Origin of the sequence: Thauera sp. 63 (genome assembly GCF_000310165.2) — a bacterium.
Classification (GTDB): Bacteria; Pseudomonadota; Gammaproteobacteria; order Burkholderiales; family Rhodocyclaceae; genus Thauera; species Thauera humireducens.
Genome location: NZ_AMXC01000011.1, coordinates 1 through 17,611, shown reverse-complemented (window position 1 = coordinate 17,611; position 17,611 = coordinate 1). Strand labels below are relative to the sequence as shown.

Genomic DNA, 17,611 nt, shown 5'->3' with positions numbered 1-17,611 from the left:
CATGAAACTCATCATCGGCAACAAGAACTACTCTTCCTGGTCGCTGCGTGCCTGGCTCGCAGCGCGCGAGAGCGGCATCGCCTTCGACGAGATCGACATCCCGCTGTTCATACCGGGCAGCCGCGAGCGCATCCTGTCGCATTCGCCCTCGGGCAAGGTGCCCTGCCTCAACGACCACGGCGTCGTGGTGTGGGATTCGCTGGCGATCGGCGAATACCTCGCCGAGAAGCAGCCGGCACTGCTGCCGGCCGATCCGGTGGCGCGCGCCACGGCACGGGCCGTCACCGCCGAGATGCACTCCGGGTTCCAGCAGTTGCGCAGCAAGATGCCGATGAACATCCGCAAGGACTACCGCGGCTTCGGCCACACGCCGGAAGTCGACGCCGACATCGCGCGCATCGTCGCGATCTGGAACGACTGCCGCGCGCGCTTCGGCCAGGGCGGCCCCTACCTCTTCGGCCAGTTCTCGCTTGCCGACGCGGCGTTCGCGCCAGTGTGCTTCCGCTTCCAGACCTACGGCGTGCAGCCGGAAGGCGCGGCCGGCGAGTACCTCGCGACCATGCTTGCCAATCCGCACATGCAGGACTGGGCGGCCGCCGCACGCACGGAGACCGAATCGATCCCTGCCGAGGACCTGTACGGCTGATGCAATGCTATGTGGTGGGCGGCGCCGTGCGCGACGCCCTGCTCGGACTGCCGGTCAAGGACCGCGACTGGGTCGTGGTCGGCAGTTCCCCCGAAGACATGCTGGCGCAGGGCTTCCGCCCTGTGGGCAAGGACTTCCCGGTCTTCCTGCATCCACAGACGCAGGAGGAGTACGCGCTCGCCCGCACCGAACGCAAGTCCGGCAACGGCTACACCGGCTTCGTCTGCTACGCGGCACCGGAGGTCACGCTCGAGGAAGACCTGCTGCGCCGCGACCTGACGATCAACGCCATCGCACGCGGCGAGGACGGTCGCCTGATCGACCCGCATGGCGGCGTGCAGGATCTCGAGGCGCGCATCTTCCGCCACGTGTCGCCCGCCTTCGCCGAAGATCCGTTGCGCATCCTGCGCGTGGCGCGCTTCGCTGCCCGCTTCGCCGACTTCAGCATCGCCCCTGAAACGCTCGCGCTGATGCGGCGCATGGTCGAGGCGGGCGAGGTCGACCATCTCGTGGCCGAGCGCGTGTGGCAGGAGTTCGCGCGCGGCCTGATGGAGGGCACGCCCTCGCGCATGATCCGCGTGCTGCGCGAATGCGGTGCGCTCGCCCACATCCTGCCCGAACTCGAGCACCTCTTCGGCGTGCCGCAGATGGCCAGTCATCATCCGGAAATCGACACCGGCGAACATGTGCTGATGGTCATCGACTACGCCGCAGCCACGCACCAGCCGCTGGCGGTGCGCTGGGCCTGCCTGATGCACGACCTGGGCAAGGCCGACACCCCGGCCGGGATCCTGCCGCACCACTACCGCCACGAGGACGCCAGTGCCCGGCGCGCGAGGGAGGTCTCCACCCGGCTGAAGGCGCCGTCCGAATGCCGCGACCTGGCCGAGATGGTTGCCCGCGAACACGGCGTCTTCGGCGAGGCGCCGGTGCTGCGTCCGGAGACGATGGTCAAGGTCCTGGAGCGCTGCGACGCCCTGCGGCGCCCGGAGCGCTTCATCCTCGCGCTCGAGGCCACGGCCTGCGACCACCACGGCCGTGGCGGCGGCCCGCGCCCGGAGTGGGCGCCGCGAGCGCTGTGGCTGTCGGCACTGGCTGCGGTGCGCGGCATCGATGCCGGCGCCATCGCGCGCAGCTGCAGCGACAAGGCCCGCATCCCGCAAGCCGTGCACGAAGCCCGCGTGGCAGCCGTACGCGCGCTCAGACTGCGCGATGGCGCGCCTGCGCCGGACGCCGGCACACCTCCCCGAACGTGACCGAATGCCCTTCCCTGATGCCTAGAGCGATCGCAGAATCAGCCATGCCAGCACGGAAATCAGTACCGTGGTGGCAAACGGGAAATGATAGGACTGGCCCCGAAAGCGGAAGGCGAGATCCCCGGGCAGGCGGCCCAGGCGCAGCCGGCGAGCTGTGCCTGGCCGCAACAGTCCGGTGACCAGCACCAGCAGAACCACGACCAGCACCCACTTGAGCATCTGCGCCCCCGCAGCAAAAACCGGATTAGACCCGTGCCCACGGGGCGCGGCAAGCAAGGGGCTTCTCTACCCCCCGAAAACCCGATCGACGGACACCTCATGACGAAACGCCCTCACGCCGACTACGCCACCGCCTTCCCCGTACCCGCCCCAACGCCCGGCGTCCGCCACGGAGGTGTGCGATGAACGCGGGACGATTCGGCGACCTCGAGGTGCTGTGCCGCACCCCGTCCGGCCAACCCAAGCCTGCGCCTCTGCTGTTCGTCCATGGCGCCTACGTCTCGGCCTGGTGCTGGGAGGAACACTTCCTGCCCTGGTTCGCCGAACGTGGCTGGGCGGCCTATGCGTTGTCGCTGTCGGGCCATGGCCACAGCAGGCGCCGTGAGCACCTCGACTCGTATTCCATCGACGATTACGTGCGCGACGTCGCCGAGGTCGCGGCCCGACTGCCCGCGCCCCCGGTCCTCATCGGCCATTCGATGGGCGGCATGGTGGTGCAGAAATACCTCGAACAGCATGACGCGCCCGCCGCCGTGCTGATGTCGTCCGTGCCGCCACAAGGGCTGATGGGCTCGGCCTTCGGCCTGATGCTGAAACGGCCGACGCTGCTCGCCGACCTCAATCGCATCATGGCGGGCGACGATGTTGACATCAGCAGCCTGCGCGAGGCGCTGTTCCACCAGCCGGTGGATGCCGCCGACCTGCAGCGCTACTACCGACTCAGCCAGCCGGAGTCGCATCGCGCGATCTGGGACATGACCCTGTTCAACCTGCCCCATCCGGGCCGCATGCACCAGGTGCCGATGCTGATCCTCGGCGCCAGCCACGATGCGCTGATTCCGCCCGACCAGGTGCATATGACCGCGACCACCTACGCCCGCCGCGCGGAGATCTTTCCCGATATGGGCCATGGCCTGATGCTGGAGCGCGACTGGGAAACGGTGGCTGCGCGCATCGCCGACTGGCTGGAAGAGCGCAACCTGTAAGCCCGCCGCCGGACGGGCTCAGAGCCCGTGCAGGCGGTCGCCGCGCACGAAGCCGAGCAGTGCTGCATCGATGCCGCGCCCGACCGCCAGCACCTTGAACAGCTCGCCCATCTCCTGTGGCGCCGTCAGGCGCTGCACCGCACGCGCGGCGCGAATGTAGTCGGCGCTTTCCTGCGGACCGCGCCGCGCCAGGCATTCGAGCACGCCGCAATTAAACAGGAACTGCGCCTGGGTGGTGTAGCCATGCACGTCCAGCCCGGCATCGAAGGCAGCCTCGGCCACGGCGGTGAAATCGACGAAGGCGGTGATGTCGTTGAGGCCCGGCCACAGGAAGGGGTCGCCGTGGGCATGGTGGCGGTAGTAGCACAGCAGCGTGCCGTTCGAACGCGACGGCAGGTAATACTCGGCGCGCGGATAACCGTAGTCGATCAGCAGCATCGCGCCCCGTTCCAGCCGCTCCGCCCAGGCCGACACCCAGGCGCGACCGGCAAGGTTGAGCTCGGTGACGTACTCGCCGCCCGCCGGCGCGGGCAGGTCCAGCGCGCGCGCGGCGTCACGGACGACGCCCTCGGCCGGCACGTCGGCCCAGCACAGGCGGCGCCCGCCGGCGCCGTCCTCCGCCAGACTGACGCCGCGCTCGAGCAAGCCGTCCGCACGCGATACGAGCAGGTGCACCGGCATCACGTCCAGCACCTCGTTGGCCACCACCGCACCGCTGAACTGCGCAGGCAGTGCATCGAGCCAGCGCACGCGGGCGGCGAGGTGGGGCGCCTTCTGCGCCAGCGTCTCCAGCTGGCGCGCACGCAATTCGCCCGACAGCTCGAGAATGCCGTACGCGTCGGGAAGGCAGCCACGGCGCTCGAGTTCGAGCAGCAGGTCGGTCGCGAGCAGGCCGGTGCCGGCGCCGACCTCGATCAACTGCGGTGCGCTCGCCCGCATCACCTGCTCGACCTGGACGGCAAGCGCCTGGCCGAACAGTGGCGTAAGCTCGGGTGCGGTGATGAAATCACCGCCGGGGCCGAACTTTCGCGCGCCACCGCTGTAATACCCGAGGCCCGGCGCATAGAGCACGCGCTCCATGTAGCGGGCGAACGAGATCCAGCCGCCAGCGGCATCGATGTCGGCCTCGACGAGCGCACGCAGACGCGCGCTCTGGGCGAGCGCATCGGTGGAGGGCTGGGGTAGCGAAGTCATGGCGCAGGCTCGCGGCAGGAAGAAGCCCGCGATTGTAACGGCAAGCCGAATCCGCGATGCTCGCGCCGCAACCACGACGATCAATGACACCTGCAGCGACGATGATGACTCCCGACCCGAACGACGCCCCCGTCATTCTCGTAACCGGCGCCGCACGGCGCGTCGGCGCCGAGATTGCGCGCCAGCTCCACGCCAGCGGCGCACAGCTCGCGCTGCACTACCGCAACAGCGCGGGCGAAGCCGAATCACTGGCGGCAGCGCTCAATGCGCTCCGCGTCGACTCGGCCTTCACCGTCGGTGGCGACCTCGGCCATGCCGGCGTCGCCGAGGAAGTGGCCGCAGCCGCGCTGCGGCATTTCGGCCGCATCGACGGCCTGGTCAACAACGCCTCGAGCTTCTTCCCCACGCCGCTCGGCCGCATCGATCGCGCCGCGTGGGACGACCTGATGGGCTCGAACCTGATGGGCCCGCTCTTCCTGTCGCAGGCGCTCGCCCCCGCGATCCGACGGCAGCGCGGCGCGATCGTGAACATCGTCGACATCCACGCCGAGCGCCCGCTGCAGCGCTATCCGCTGTACAGCGCGGCCAAGGCCGGCCTGGCCGGACTCACCCGCGCCCTGGCGATCGAGCTCGCGCCCGAGGCGCGCGTCAATGGCGTGTCGCCCGGCCCCATCGACTGGCCGGAGGACGAGCAGTTCTCGGCCGAGGAGCGCCAGCAGATCATCGATCACACCCTGCTCAAGCGCGTCGGCTCGGCGGCCGACATCGCACGCACCGTGCGCTTCCTGATGTTCGATGCGCCCTACATCACTGGCCAGATCATCGCCGTGGACGGCGGCCGCAGCGCCCATCTCTGAGCCCGGCGGGACGGCGCTAAGTGTATAATTCGGCGCTTTTTTCGCCGACCGAGCCGATCCCGTGAGTGCAGCCACCGCCCCGCTTGACCCCCTCGCCTCCGCCGCGGATGCCGAGGCCGAAGTCCGTCACTCCAACACCTTCCTGCGCCTGAAGAAGAAGCTCGAACGCGGCGTCGGCGAGGCCATCGGCGACTACAACATGATCGGCGACGGCGACACCGTGATGGTGTGCATCTCCGGCGGCAAAGACTCCTACACCCTGCTGTCCTGCCTGCTCGCGTTGCGCGAGCGCGCGCCGGTGAACTTCCGCATCGTGGCGATGAACCTCGACCAGAAGCAGCCCGGCTTCCCCGACCACATCCTGCCGGCCTACTTCGAGTCGATCGGCGTCGAGTACCGCATCGTCACCGAAGACACCTACTCGATCGTCAAGGACAAGATTCCCGAGGGCAAGACCACCTGCTCGCTGTGCTCGCGCCTGCGTCGCGGCATCATCTACCGCACCGCGAAGGAGATCGGCGCCACCCGCATCGCGCTCGGCCACCATCGCGACGACATCCTCGAGACCCTGTTCCTGAACATGTTCTTCGGCGGCAAGATCAAGGCCATGCCGCCCAAGCTGGTCAGCGACGACGGCAACCACGTCGTCATCCGTCCGCTGGCCTACTGCACCGAAGCCGACATCGCGCGCTTCGCCCGTGCCATGGACTTCCCCATCATCCCGTGCAACCTGTGCGGCTCGCAGGAGAACGCACAGCGCAAGCAGATCAAGGCGATGCTGCAGGGCTGGTCGCGCGAATTCCCCGGGCGCATCGAGTCCCTGGCAACGTCGTTGAAGAACGTCGTACCGTCCCACCTGGCCGACGCCCGCCTGTTCGACTTCGTCGGACTGACACAGCAGACCCAGGTGGAAGAAGGCGACACCGCATTCGACCCGGTCGAGCTCCCCAAGCCCGCAGCCCAGGCCGTCCAGTTCCTGTCGTCGCTCAGCATCGACCGCCAGTAGGATGCGGCACGGAAGGGCTTGCGCGGCACCCTGCATTTGAACATCATGCGACGCTAGTCCTACCCGCTCTCGACCCGTACATGCCCAATGGCCGACCGTAAGAACATCTGCGTCCTCTTCGCCTCTGCTGTGGGTGACGACGGTTTCGTCACGCGCCTGGGGGCCACCGAGGCCAAGCACGCGACCGAACGCTGCCTGAACCGCATCGAGCGCGCGGTTGCGGCGCACAGCGGCGAAGTCCTGGCCATGCAGGACGGTAGCCTCCTGGCGTGCTTCGAGCGCTGTGATGCCGGCGCGCTCGCGGCCAGCGAGATGCTCGACCGCATCCGCAGCCTGCCTGCGCTCAGCGGCATGCGGCAACCGGTGCGCGTCGGCCTGCATTACGGCATCGTCGATACGGCAGCGGCGGCGGGTGAAGGCATCGACATCGCGCGCCGCCTGGCCGGCGTGGCCGAAGCCGAACAGGCGCTGGCAACCGGCACCGTCGTGATGCTGCTGACGCCGGCTGCGCGCCATGTCGCCGGCACCCAGCCGCTCAAGGGCCCGGGCGTCGAAGCACTGGCGTGGCCGGTGTTCGCGATTGGCCAGCGCGCCGGCGTGGTGACGTCCATTCCGCCCACCTCGCGCCTATCTCAACGTCTGCGCCTGCGCCATCAGCAGGACATCCTCTTCGTCGAGGAGCAGCGCCCTGTGCTGCTGCTTGGGCGCGAACTCGGCAACGACGTCGTGATCATGGACCCGCGCGCGTCTCGCCAGCATGCCCGCATCGAACGCCGTCGCGAAGGCTTCACGCTCATCGACGAGAGCACCAACGGCACTTTTGTCTCGATCGAAGGCGGCGGCGAGCGCCTGGTCCGGCAGGAGCGCATGGTGCTGAGCGGCCCGGGCCGTCTGGGATGCGGCTTCTCCGCCGACGAGATCGAACGCGACCTGGTGTTCTTCGATCTCGTCTGACATCCGCCGATGGCCCGGCGCATGCGGCGCGGGCGCCATCGGCGGACATCTGGATCAGCCCTTCACACAATCAGCCACGAAGGCCTTGCGCTTCGCGCCGCTCAACGACTGCTCGACCGCGGCCTGATTGCAGGCCTTCGTCTTGTCCGACTTGTCGACCGTCGCCCCTGCCTGCACAACCGGGCTGCCCTTGCCTGCCTTGGCCTCCTTCACGCCAGCCTCGCCACCGGCCGCCGGCACCGGCGCTGTTGCCGCCTTGACCGGCTGTCCCGCGCCAGCAGGCGCAGCCGCCTGCTGGCCGGCGGCCGGCGCCGGGTCGTGCTTGCCCTTGAGACAGGTGCTCATGAACGCCTTGCGTTCATCGCCCTTCAGCGCCTGCTCCTTCGCATCGGCATTACAGCGCTTCATGCGCTCGTGCTGGGGATTGGCGAGGGCGTCGACCGGGTTCATGACCAGCAGGGCGAGGCCTGCGGCGAGGGCTGGAACGAGCTTCTTCATGGAAAATCTCCTTTGAGGTGCGCATGCGCGCGCCGCAATTATTCTTTTCGCATTTTTTGAAGTCAAATATTTATGCTTTACGAATTTTCTAGATGACCTGCTCCGCCCTGCTGACCGATGCCTGAAGCGGACTTCATCCTCCTCGGCTCGCTGCTGGTTTCCGCCTTCCTCGCAGCGACCCTGCTCCCCGGCGGCTCGGAAGCCGCACTCGCCGGGCTGCTGCTGCTGCGCCCCGAGCTGACACTCCCTGCAATTCTTATCGCCACGCTGGGCAACACGGCGGGCGGGATGAGCACCTACGCGCTGGGTCGCCTGGTGCCACGCAAGGAACTGCCGCCCCGCCTCGAGCTGGTGCGGCGCTATGGCAGCGTGTCGCTCGTGCTGTCGTGGCTACCCCTGCTCGGCGACGGCCTGTGCGCAGCCGCCGGACTGCTGCGCCTGAACGGGTTCGCTTGCCTGGTGTGGATGGCGATCGGCAAGGGCGCACGCTATCTGGTCCTCGCCTGGGCGCTGACCTGAGCCGTACCGCGTGTCCGGCAGGGCTGGCCTATACTCCGGACTTGATCATCGAGGAACGCTCATGCCCGCAATCGAACGCCATGGCGTCAGCGCCCGCTACGCCGACGCCGTCATCCACAACGGCGTGATCTATCTCGTCGAGGTCCCGGCCAGCGCCGACGGCGATATCACCCGTCAGACGCAGGAGGTGCTCGACAGCATCGCGCGCCAACTCGAAGCGCACGGCAGTGACCGCTCCCGCATCCTGATGGCGACGATCTACCTCACCGACCTGGCCGACAGTGCCGGCATGAATGCGGTGTGGGAGGCCTGGTTGCCGCCCGGATGTGCGCCGGCCCGGGCCTGCGTGAAGGTCGCCGGCTTGGTCGATCCCGGCTGGCGCATCGAGATTGCGCTGACGGCCGCCTGCTGACGGGCCCGAAAGGGCACCTTTCAGTTTCCGCGACACGCCGTCCCGACGGCGGCCCGCAACCTGGAAACCTAAGCCCCATGAGGCATAAGGTCTTGTTTTTGGTGCATGGTGCACTGCGGTCCGCTAAAATGGCATGTTCCCCTGCAGCTGTTAAACCGGTATCCCGATGACCCAACGTCTGCGCGAAATTCCGTACAACTACACCTCGTTCTCGGACCGCGAGATCGTCATGCGCCTGCTCGGCGACGAAGCCTGGGCGGTGCTGGACGAACTGCGCGAGGAGCGCGTCACCGGCCGCTCGGCCCGCATGCTTTACGAGGTGCTCGGCGACATCTGGGTCGTACGCCGCAACCCTTATCTCGAGGACGACCTGCTCGACAGCCGCGAGCGGCGCGAAGCGCTGATTGGCGCGCTCAATCACCGCCTGAACGAGATCGAGAAGCGCCGTCAGGGCAATGACCGCGTCGCGCTGCTGATCGCGCGGGCACGCGAGGCCGTATCGAGCTTCGAGGGCTGGTTCGACGCCACGGCCCGTCGGCGCAAGTCGGTGCTGAAGGCACTGTCGCGCCATACCCGCCGCGACAACATCTGCTTCGACGGCCACGCCCGCGTGTCGCACGTCACCGACGCCACCGACTGGCGCGTCGAGTACCCCTTCGTCGTGCTCTACCCCGACACCGAGGACGAGATGGCGCCGCTGGTGCGCGAATGCATCACGCTCGGGCTGACCATCATCCCGCGCGGCGGCGGCACCGGTTATACCGGCGGCGCCGTGCCGCTGGACGCCAACTCGGTGGTGATCAACACCGAGAAGCTGATCGACATCGGCGCGGTCGAGGAGCTGACCCTGCCGAACGCCGACGGCCAGCCGATGGCCACGCCCTACGCCACCATCCGCACCGGCGCCGGCGTCGTCACCGAACGCGTGTCCGAAGCCGCAGGGCTGGCCGGCCGCGTGTTCGCGGTCGATCCGACCTCGGCCAGCGCCTCCTGTGTCGGCGGCAACATCGCCATGAATGCCGGCGGCAAGAAGGCCGTGCTGTGGGGCACCGCGCTCGACAACCTGGCGTGGTGGAAGATGGTCACCCCTGACGGCAACTGGCTGGAAGTCGACCGTCTCGACCACAACTTCGGCAAGATCCACGAGCAGCACACCGCACGCTTCCGCCTGCGCCGCTTCGATGGCCTCACCTACAAGCCGCTGGGCGAGGAAATCCTGTCCATGCCCGGCGCGCATTGCCGCAAGGACGGGCTGGGCAAGGACGTCACCGACAAGTTCCTCGGCGGCATTCCCGGCGTGCAGAAGGAAGGCACGGACGGCCTCATCGTCGCCGCGCGCTGGGTGCTGCACAAGATGCCGCCGGTCACCCGCACGGTGTGCCTGGAGTTCTTCGGCCAGGTGCGCGAGGCGGTACCGGCCATCGTCGAGATCACCGACTACTTCAAGCCGGGCGGCGCCGGCAACAGCGCCGGCGTGCTGCTGGCCGGCCTCGAGCACCTCGACGAGCGCTACGTCAAGGCGGTGGGCTACGCCACCAAGGCCAAGCGCCATGGCCGGCCGAAGATGGTGCTGATCGGCGACATCGTCGGCTTCGACGAAAACGCGGTGATGAGTGCTGCCTCCGAGGTCGTGCGCATGACCAACAGCCGCGGCGCCGAAGGCTTCATCGCCGTCAGCCCCGAGCAGCGCAAGCGCTTCTGGCTGGAGCGCAGCCGCACTGCGGCCATCTCGCGCCACACCAACGCGTTCAAGATCAACGAGGACGTGGTGATCCCGCTGCCGCGCATGGGCGAGTACTGCGACGGCATCGAGCGCATCAACATCGAATTGTCGACGCAGAACAAGATCCAGCTGTGCGACGCCCTGACCGAGTTCCTGAGCGGCGAACTGCCACTCGACGTCAAGGACGCGGAGGTAGATCGCGACACGCTGCTCGCCGACCACCGCGCCCAGGCGCTGGAACAGGTCGCCAAGGTGCGCCGGCGCTGGCAATGGCTGCTCGATAACCTCGACACGCCGCTCGCCGAGGCCGAGCAGCACTTCGCCGCCTACGGCATTGAGGCCGACGAGCTCTCCAACCGCGCTGCCAACCCGACGCTGTTCCACCGTCTGCAGGACTATTCGATCCGCGTGTCGTGGAAGACCGAACTGCGCCCGCTGCTCGAGCAGACCTTCGACGGCGCCCTGTTCGCCCGCATCCTCGCGCGCATCACCGAGATCCACCGCGAGATCCTGCGCGGCCGCGTCTTCGTCGCACTGCACATGCACGCCGGCGACGGCAACGTGCACACCAACCTGCCGGTCAACTCCGACCACTACGAGATGCTGCAGACCGCCAACCGCGCGGTCGACCGCATCATGGCGCTGGCACGCAGCCTGAACGGCGTGATCTCCGGCGAACACGGCATCGGCATCACCAAGCTCGACTACCTCACCGACGAGGAGATGGGCGCGTTCTGGGCCTACAAGGCCAAGGTCGACCCCGAGGGCCGCTTCAACCGCGGCAAGCTGATGCGCAATGGCCCGATCAAGGGCAACCTCGACAACGCCTACACCCCCAGCTTCAACCTGATGGGCCACGAGTCCATCATCATGGAGCAGACCGACGTCGGCGACATCGCCCACGACATCAAGGACTGCCTGCGCTGCGGCAAGTGCAAGCCGGTGTGCTCCACCCACGTGCCGCGCGCCAACCTGCTGTATTCGCCGCGCAACAAGATCCTCAGCACCTCGCTGCTGATCGAAGCCTTCCTCTACGAGGAGCAGACCCGCCGTGGCGTGTCGCTGGCGCACTGGGCAGAGTTCGAGGACGTGGCCGACCATTGCACGATCTGCCACAAGTGCGAGAAACCCTGTCCGGTGGACATCGACTTCGGCGACGTGTCGATCAAGATGCGCAACCTGCTGCGCAAGCAGGGCAAGAAGTCCTTCAACCCGGGCAAGGCCGCGGCAATGGCTTTCCTCACCATCAAGGACCCGGCGACCATCAAGGCGATGCGCGTCGGCATGATGGACTGGGGCTACAAGGCGCAGCGCTGGGCGCACGAGATGGCGAAGAAGTTCGGCCTCATCCAGCCGCAGGTGAAGACGCCGCCGGCCACGCTCGGCAAGGCGCCGATCAAGGCGCAGGTGATCCACTTCATCAACAAGCCGATGCCGGGCAACCTGCCCAAGAAGACCAGCCGCGCGCTTCTGGACATCGAGGACGACAAGGTCATCCCGGTGATCCGCGACCCGCAGAAGGCCAACGGCGATTCGGAAGCAGTGTTCTACTTCCCGGGCTGCGGCTCCGAGCGCCTGTTCAGCCAGGTCGGGCTGGCCACCCAGGCCATGCTCTACCACGTCGGCGCGCAGACCGTGCTGCCGCCGGGCTACCTGTGCTGCGGCTATCCGCAGACCGCCGCCGGCGAGGACGAAAAGGGCCAGAAGATCACCACCGACAACCGCGTGCTCTTCCACCGCGTCGCCAACACGCTGAACTACCTCGACATCAAGACCGTGATCGTGTCCTGCGGCACCTGCATGGACCAGCTGCAGAAGTACGAATTCGAGAAGATCTTCCCCGGCTGCCGCCTGCTCGACATCCACGAGTACCTGATGGAGAAAGGCGTCAGACTCGAGGGCGTGAATGGCGTGAAGTACATGTACCACGAGCCCTGCCACACGCCGATGAAGGTGCATTCGGGCATCAAGGTCGCCAACGAGCTGATGGGCACGCGCGTGGACCTGTCCGATCGCTGCTGCGGCGAGTCGGGCACGCTGGCGGTGGCCCGCCCGGACATCTCCACCCAAGTGCGTTTCCGCAAGCAGGAGGAGATCGAGAAAGGCGCGGCCAAGCTGCGCGAAGGCGACCCGAACGCCAAGGTCAAGATGCTCACGTCCTGCCCGAGCTGCCTGCAGGGCATGCACCGCTACGCCAACGACGCGGGCGGCATCGAGCCCGACTACATCGTGGTGGAGCTGGCGAAGCACCTGCTGGGCGAGAACTGGCTGCCGGACTACGTCAGCAAGGCCAACAGCGGCGGCATCGAACGCGTGCTGCTGTAAGCGGAAGGCAGGCACGATGCGGGCCGGAGCGGCGCAAGCCCTCCGGCCCGCGTCACATCCGGCGCCCGCTGCGAGCGGCGCTCAGTCCTCGGCCGGCTCGTGCGGATGGATGCGCTGCCACAGCTCCGCCATGGCCTCGGCGGCGCCCATGCGCAGGCGATGATCGACGAGGTGACTGACCTCGGTGTCGCCGGGATTGATCTCGACGCTCGGCACGCCCGCGCGCGCAGCCCACACGACCGGCCCCGCGATGTAGGGAAACACGCTGGTCGTACCGATCGACACGACCAGGTCGATACCCCCCTGCAGCACGTGCTCCAGACGCTCGATGGCCCGCGGCGGCAGCGCCTCGCCAAACAGCACGACGTCGGGACGCATGAAGCCCCCGCAGCGCGGACATTCGGGCGGAATCTGCAGACCGGCGTAGTCCGGCACCTTTCGCCCATGCGTGCACTCGTTGCAGCGCAGCCGGTGCACCGTGCCGTGGATCTCGATCAGGTTGCGCGAGCCCGCGTCGGCGTGCAGGCCATCGACGTTCTGCGTCAGCACGCAGACCATCGGTTTCTCCTGCTCGAGCGCGGCGATCAGGCGATGCGCGGCGTTGGGTCGGGCGCCGCGGCAGTTGGCCTCGATTTCGGCAATGTAACGCCAGGCGATGTCGGGGCGCAGCGCCATCATCTCGCCCGACAGCGCCTCCTCGATCGTCAGCCCCTCTGCCGTGAGCCGGTCGTGGTAGAGGCCGCCGATGCCACGATAGGTCGGCAGGCCCGAATCCGCGGAGATGCCCGCACCGGTGATGAACAAGATGCGTCGCGAACGCTCCAGCAGCGACGCCACGCGATCGAGCACCGGATCGCTGATCATCGGCAGCGCCTCTGGCGCGGGTGATGCAAGGACAGGCCCATGCCGCCCTCAGCGACCTTCAGGTACGCTGAGGATCAGATAGCGCTTGCGGTCTTCCTCGAAGCGATCGAGCACCGCGCTGCGCTCTCGCAACTTGGCGTCGATGATGCTGCGCTGGGCAATGATCTCACCGTCAAGGCTGCGGATGTCGTCTTCAAGATCGGCCGGCATGCTGCCCTCGGGGTAGCCCGCCCCCTTCTCGATGAGCTCTTTCTGCTGCACCAGCAGCGCAGTCTCGCGTTCGCGCAGCGTATGGATGGTCCGGTCGAGATCCGCGACTTCGCGGTCGCGGCGGCGGTCGAGATCCTCGACGCTGCGGTAGGTTTCGAGCAGCGCCTCGTCCAGGCGCTGCTGCTTCATGCGCGTCACCTCGTCGAGGCGGCGCTGGCGATCCTCGGCATTGCGGCGGGCGATCTCGTCGGCCGACAGCGGTGCAGGAACGACGCGCCGCACCAGCCCCGAAGGGCTCACCTCGCGGTAGGCACGGCCATAGCAGGCCTCGGGCAGGATGTCTCCGCACACCGGCTGGGCGCCGACATCGCAGCAATAGATCGTGCGCGCGCGCGGCGCCTGGGCGAACGCTGCCTCGGGCGCCCACATCGCCAGCAGCAGCACACCCGACAACGACCAGAGCTCAGCGCGACGCAATCCCATAACGCTCCCGATAGGCCCGCACCGCGTCGAGGTTGGCTGCGAGGTCCGGACTGTCTGCGAGGTAGGCGATCAGGTCTTCCAGGGTGGCGACCGCGATCACCGGAATGCCGTAATTCTCACGCACCTCCTGGACCGCGGACAACTCGCCCTTGCCGCGCTCCATGCGATCGAGCGCAATCACGACGCCGGCCGGGGTCGCGCCCGCCGCACGGATGATCTCGACCGACTCGCGCACCGATGTGCCCGCCGAGATCACGTCGTCGAGGATCAGCACCCGGCCGCGAAGCGGCGCACCGATCAGCGTACCGCCCTCGCCGTGGTCCTTCGCTTCCTTGCGGTTGAAGGCGAACGGCAGGTCGATGCCCTCTTCGGCCATGCGGATCGCCGTGCCGGCGACCAGCGGGATACCCTTGTAGGCCGGCCCGAACAGCATGTCGCAGTCCACGCCCGAAGCCTGGATCGCACGCGCGTAGTAGCCGCACAGCTCGCGGAAGGAAGCGCCGTCATCGAACAGCCCCGCGTTGAAGAAGTAGGGCGAATTGCGCCCCGCCTTGGTGACGAATGCGCCGAAGCGCAGCACACCCTTGCGGCAGGCGAGGGCGATGAAATCCCGGCTAAAATCCACGGCTCTCCGGCTGCAGCGCAGCATTCCTGGAAAACGCCCATGTTACGCATCATCTCCCTCAACCTCAACGGCATCCGCTCGGCCGTCAGCAAGGGGCTGCTGGACTGGCTGCCCGAACAACAGGCCGACATCGTCTGCCTGCAGGAACTGAAGGCGCAGGCCGGCGACCTGAGTGCCGACATGCGCGAGCCCGCCGGCATGAAGGGCTGGTTCCACCACGCCGAGAAGAAGGGCTACAGCGGCGTCGGCATCTACAGCCGGCACACGCCGGACCGCGTGATCGAGGGTCTCGGCATCGCCGACATCGACGCCGAAGGCCGCTTCCTGCAGCTCGACTTCGGACGACTGTCGGTGGTGTCGCTGTACCTGCCGTCCGGCTCCAGCTCCGAGGAGCGCCTGCAGATCAAGTTCGGGTTCATGGAGCGTTTCCTGCCCCACATGGCCGCGCTGTTCGAGAGCGGCCAGGAGGTCGTCGTATGCGGCGACTGGAACATCGCGCACCGCGAGATCGACCTGAAGAACTGGAAATCGAACCAGAAGAACTCCGGCTTCCTCCCCGAGGAACGCGCCTGGCTCAGCCGGCTGTTCGACGAACAGGGCTGGATCGACGTGTATCGCCGCCTGTACCCGGACGCGACCGATGACTGCTACACGTGGTGGTCGAACCGCGGCCAGGCCTGGGCCAAGAACGTCGGCTGGCGTCTCGACTATCAGATCGCCACGCCCGAGATCGCCAGCACGGCGACCGCCGCGGCCGTCTACAAGGCGCAGCGCTTCTCCGATCACGCGCCGCTAACGATCGACTACGACTGGAAGGTGTAGGGCGGCCGCCTCAGCGCCGGGTGGCGACGACAAGCTGGTACAGGCCGCCGAAGCGGGTCTCCTTGTGCCAGTCGAAATCGCGCGCCTCGGTCGCGAGGCTCTCGAGCGGCACGTCCAGCAGCGATTCGGCGAAGGGCTCGAGCCAGCGGAACACCACCGCCATGACCGGCGCCAGCAGATGGCCGCGACGCGGGCGGTGGTAATCGACGAAGACGGCCCGGCCGCCCGGTTTCACTGCGGCGAGCAGATTGGCGACGATGCGGCGGCGCTCCGGCTCGGGCACTTCATGCAGCAGAAAGAAGCAGCATACCCCGTCATAGCGCCCGTCCAGGGGCGTCTCCAGATCGAAGACCTCGGCCCGCGCCTGAGGCATCCCCGCAAGCTTGCGGCGCACGTTGGCAATCTGGATGGGCGCCACATCCCGGACGTCGAGCCGCCCACCGACGCCGACACGGCGCGCCAGCATCGGCGACAGCGCGCCATACACGCACGCTGCCTGCAGCACACTCTCGCCCGGCGCAAACCGGTCGACCGCCCAGCGCATCAGCCGTCCCGCGTTGCCCCACAGGATCGCCGAGACGACGGGCATGCGGTCGAGCCAGGGCATCGTCCGCGGATTCAGGTACGCCCAGGCGTAGGTGCGGGACAGGTAGTCGGGCAGGAAGGCGGCAGACGGAGCGGTCGTTTCGTTGGGTGTCGTCATCGAGATCAGGGCGTGCGTTCGTCGGCCCGACACACCTTGCCGCAGCCGCTTGCCTGCGGACGGCATTGATGACCTCCGGGTTCTACCGACTATACCGGGATTGCCTGACGGAAAATCACGCGCCCCTCGATCCTGTTCCCTGGGCTCGCACCGTGCGGCCTTGCGTCCCGCGAAGCCCGCTCCAGGCCGCGCCTTGTTACCGATCGTCGATTGCCTTCGGGAACACAGGGGGTTAGCCTTGTGTCAGTAGAGCAGTTGTCCATTTGTCATGACGGAAGAAGGAGACTCATCATGAGCACGACCACCACCCCTCCCAAGGACAAGCTCGTTGGCGACCTCAAGGCCATCATCGCCGACGCCGAGGAACTGCTGAAACTGACTGCCGGCCAGACGGGCGAGAAACTGGGCGATGTCCGCGGTCGCATGGGCGAGCGCCTCGCCGCAGCCAAGGAACGCATCTCGGAAGCGGAAGCTGCGATTATCGACTCGGGCAAGAAGGCCGCGCGCGCCACCGACGACTACGTGCATGAACATCCGTGGCAGTCGCTGGGCGTCGCTGCCGGCGTCGCCTTCCTGCTCGGCCTGCTCGCCGGCCGTCGCTGATCCCGTAGATGGCTGCCGAACCGAAGTCGCGTCTGGCCGACAGTCTGCACGGCATCGTCGATGCCGGCCTGCAGACGGTGCAGACGCGGCTGGAGTTGCTGGCGCTCGAGCTTCAGGAAGAGAAGCTGCGCCTGTCCGGACTCGCGATCAACATCGTGCTGTGCGGGCTGCTGCTGGGCTTCGGCCTGGTCTTCCTGATGGTGTTCCTCACTGTGCTGTTCTGGGAGGAACATCGCCTGCTTGCGCTCGGCATCTCGACCGCGGTGTGTCTGGTCGGCGGCCTGCTCGCGGGCAGCAATGCGGCGCGCGAGTTCAAGCGCGGCAGTCGCCTGTTCGCCGCCAGTCTTGCCGAACTCGCGCGCGACCGCGACGCACTGAAACCGCGTGACTGAGCGCCACTGACCGGCCCGTCATGAACCCTCGCCTCGTCGAGATCGCCCTGCGCAAGCAGCGCCTTCAGCTTCGCGCCGAAGCGCAGCGCGACGACATGGTCCATCGCCTGAGGGGCATCGATGCGACCCTCGATCGCCTCGACGCCGCGCGCGAGCACCTCGCCTGGGCAAAGGAAAAGGCGCCGCTGCTGTCGATCGGCGTGCTGACCGTGCTCGCGCTCAAACCCCGCCTCACCCTGCGCCTGGCCAGGCGCGCCTGGGTCGGCTGGCTGCTGCTGCGCCAGGCGCGGGGCCGCCCGCTGGCGGCGCTGCTG

At 67.6% G+C, this 17,611-nt stretch carries 20 protein-coding genes; 13 read left to right on the top strand and 7 right to left on the bottom strand.

The genetic code is table 11. The features are described 5' to 3' along the window. Position 1 precedes the first annotated feature (1 nt). Both C664_RS11300 and C664_RS11295 read left to right on the top strand, forming a co-directional pair. Positions 2 to 646 carry a glutathione S-transferase family protein gene (locus C664_RS11300; RefSeq protein WP_004259781.1) on the top strand — a complete coding sequence of 215 codons (645 nt, stop codon included), beginning with the start codon at positions 2 to 4 and terminating at the stop codon, positions 644 to 646. Next, positions 646 to 1,902, top strand: coding sequence for a multifunctional CCA addition/repair protein (locus C664_RS11295; RefSeq protein WP_004259778.1), 1,257 nt, complete (start codon positions 646 to 648; stop codon positions 1,900 to 1,902). The genes C664_RS11300 and C664_RS11295 overlap by 1 nt, the downstream gene beginning before the upstream one ends. Before the next feature lie 21 nt (positions 1,903 to 1,923). On the opposite strand, the gene C664_RS11290 is transcribed toward C664_RS11295, so the two are convergent. Continuing rightward, positions 1,924 to 2,121 (bottom strand): DUF2905 domain-containing protein, encoded by a 198-nt coding sequence (locus C664_RS11290; RefSeq protein WP_004259774.1) that lies wholly within the window; start codon positions 2,119 to 2,121, stop codon positions 1,924 to 1,926. 182 nt (positions 2,122 to 2,303) lie between these two features. Here C664_RS11290 and C664_RS11285 point away from each other — a divergent pair, with 182 nt between their 5' ends. Further along, positions 2,304 to 3,107 (top strand): alpha/beta hydrolase, encoded by an 804-nt coding sequence (locus C664_RS11285; RefSeq protein ID WP_004259771.1) that lies wholly within the window; start codon positions 2,304 to 2,306, stop codon positions 3,105 to 3,107. 18 nt (positions 3,108 to 3,125) lie between these two features. Here C664_RS11285 and C664_RS11280 read toward each other — a convergent pair whose 3' ends face one another. Further along, positions 3,126 to 4,301: a class I SAM-dependent methyltransferase gene (locus C664_RS11280; RefSeq protein WP_004259768.1), complete on the bottom strand. Its 1,176-nt coding sequence runs from the start codon at positions 4,299 to 4,301 to the stop codon at positions 3,126 to 3,128. Positions 4,302 to 4,402: 101 nt separating this feature from the next. Between C664_RS11280 and C664_RS11275 the strand changes: the two genes are divergently transcribed. The 3 genes from C664_RS11275 to C664_RS11265 all read left to right on the top strand — a co-directional run bounded on the left by C664_RS11275 (position 4,403) and on the right by C664_RS11265 (position 7,118). Beyond that, positions 4,403 to 5,158: a pteridine reductase gene (locus C664_RS11275; protein WP_004259763.1), complete on the top strand. Its 756-nt coding sequence runs from the start codon at positions 4,403 to 4,405 to the stop codon at positions 5,156 to 5,158. Between the two features lie 61 nt (positions 5,159 to 5,219). After that, the gene (gene ttcA, locus C664_RS11270; RefSeq protein ID WP_004259759.1) at positions 5,220 to 6,164 is read left to right on the top strand and encodes a tRNA 2-thiocytidine(32) synthetase TtcA; all 945 of its coding nucleotides are present in this window, start codon (positions 5,220 to 5,222) and stop codon (positions 6,162 to 6,164) included. Between the two features lie 87 nt (positions 6,165 to 6,251). After that, positions 6,252 to 7,118 (top strand): FHA domain-containing protein, encoded by an 867-nt coding sequence (locus C664_RS11265; protein WP_004259755.1) that lies wholly within the window; start codon positions 6,252 to 6,254, stop codon positions 7,116 to 7,118. A gap of 54 nt (positions 7,119 to 7,172) precedes the next feature. Here C664_RS11265 and C664_RS11260 read toward each other — a convergent pair whose 3' ends face one another. After that, complete coding sequence (locus C664_RS11260) at positions 7,173 to 7,616, bottom strand: PsiF family protein (protein ID WP_004259750.1); 444 nt, start codon at positions 7,614 to 7,616, stop codon at positions 7,173 to 7,175. Between the two features lie 117 nt (positions 7,617 to 7,733). Between C664_RS11260 and C664_RS11255 the strand changes: the two genes are divergently transcribed. The 3 genes from C664_RS11255 (at position 7,734) to C664_RS11245 (ending at position 12,595) form a co-directional block, all read left to right on the top strand. Continuing rightward, positions 7,734 to 8,135 (top strand): YqaA family protein, encoded by a 402-nt coding sequence (locus C664_RS11255; protein ID WP_004259746.1) that lies wholly within the window; start codon positions 7,734 to 7,736, stop codon positions 8,133 to 8,135. A 61-nt stretch (positions 8,136 to 8,196) separates the two neighbouring features. Then, positions 8,197 to 8,547 carry a RidA family protein gene (locus C664_RS11250; RefSeq protein ID WP_004259742.1) on the top strand — a complete coding sequence of 117 codons (351 nt, stop codon included), beginning with the start codon at positions 8,197 to 8,199 and terminating at the stop codon, positions 8,545 to 8,547. 166 nt (positions 8,548 to 8,713) lie between these two features. Then, entirely contained in the window at positions 8,714 to 12,595 is a 3,882-nt protein-coding gene (locus tag C664_RS11245; RefSeq protein ID WP_004259738.1) for a DUF3683 domain-containing protein, read from the top strand. Between the two features lie 81 nt (positions 12,596 to 12,676). Here C664_RS11245 and C664_RS11240 read toward each other — a convergent pair whose 3' ends face one another. Genes C664_RS11240 through pyrE form a run of 3 tightly spaced genes read right to left on the bottom strand, consistent with a single transcriptional unit; the run spans position 12,677 to position 14,777 of the window. Continuing rightward, a complete protein-coding gene (locus C664_RS11240) occupies positions 12,677 to 13,459 on the bottom strand; it encodes an NAD-dependent deacylase (RefSeq protein ID WP_004259734.1) in 783 nt (260 codons plus the stop codon). Between the two features lie 48 nt (positions 13,460 to 13,507). Further along, a complete protein-coding gene (locus C664_RS11235) occupies positions 13,508 to 14,152 on the bottom strand; it encodes a hypothetical protein (RefSeq protein ID WP_038011603.1) in 645 nt (214 codons plus the stop codon). After that, positions 14,133 to 14,777 (bottom strand): orotate phosphoribosyltransferase, encoded by a 645-nt coding sequence (gene pyrE, locus C664_RS11230; RefSeq protein WP_004259726.1) that lies wholly within the window; start codon positions 14,775 to 14,777, stop codon positions 14,133 to 14,135. Before pyrE ends, C664_RS11235 begins: the two co-directional genes overlap by 20 nt. A gap of 39 nt (positions 14,778 to 14,816) precedes the next feature. Between pyrE and C664_RS11225 the strand changes: the two genes are divergently transcribed. Next, on the top strand, positions 14,817 to 15,599 hold the full coding sequence (locus C664_RS11225) for an exodeoxyribonuclease III (protein WP_004259722.1): 783 nt from the start codon (positions 14,817 to 14,819) through the stop codon (positions 15,597 to 15,599). A gap of 10 nt (positions 15,600 to 15,609) precedes the next feature. Here C664_RS11225 and rquA read toward each other — a convergent pair whose 3' ends face one another. Then, positions 15,610 to 16,368, bottom strand: coding sequence for a rhodoquinone biosynthesis methyltransferase RquA (rquA, locus tag C664_RS11220; protein ID WP_004259720.1), 759 nt, complete (start codon positions 16,366 to 16,368; stop codon positions 15,610 to 15,612). Positions 16,369 to 16,593: 225 nt separating this feature from the next. On the opposite strand from rquA, the gene C664_RS11215 reads away from it, so the two are divergent. From C664_RS11215 to C664_RS11205, 3 genes are all read left to right on the top strand, one after another. Further along, entirely contained in the window at positions 16,594 to 16,905 is a 312-nt protein-coding gene (locus C664_RS11215; RefSeq protein ID WP_004259715.1) for a DUF883 family protein, read from the top strand. Between the two features lie 8 nt (positions 16,906 to 16,913). Next, positions 16,914 to 17,297 (top strand): phage holin family protein, encoded by a 384-nt coding sequence (locus tag C664_RS11210; protein WP_004259711.1) that lies wholly within the window; start codon positions 16,914 to 16,916, stop codon positions 17,295 to 17,297. 20 nt (positions 17,298 to 17,317) lie between these two features. Then, positions 17,318 to 17,611 (top strand): YqjK family protein (locus C664_RS11205; protein WP_004259707.1); only part of this gene is annotated, 294 nt, incomplete at its 3' end.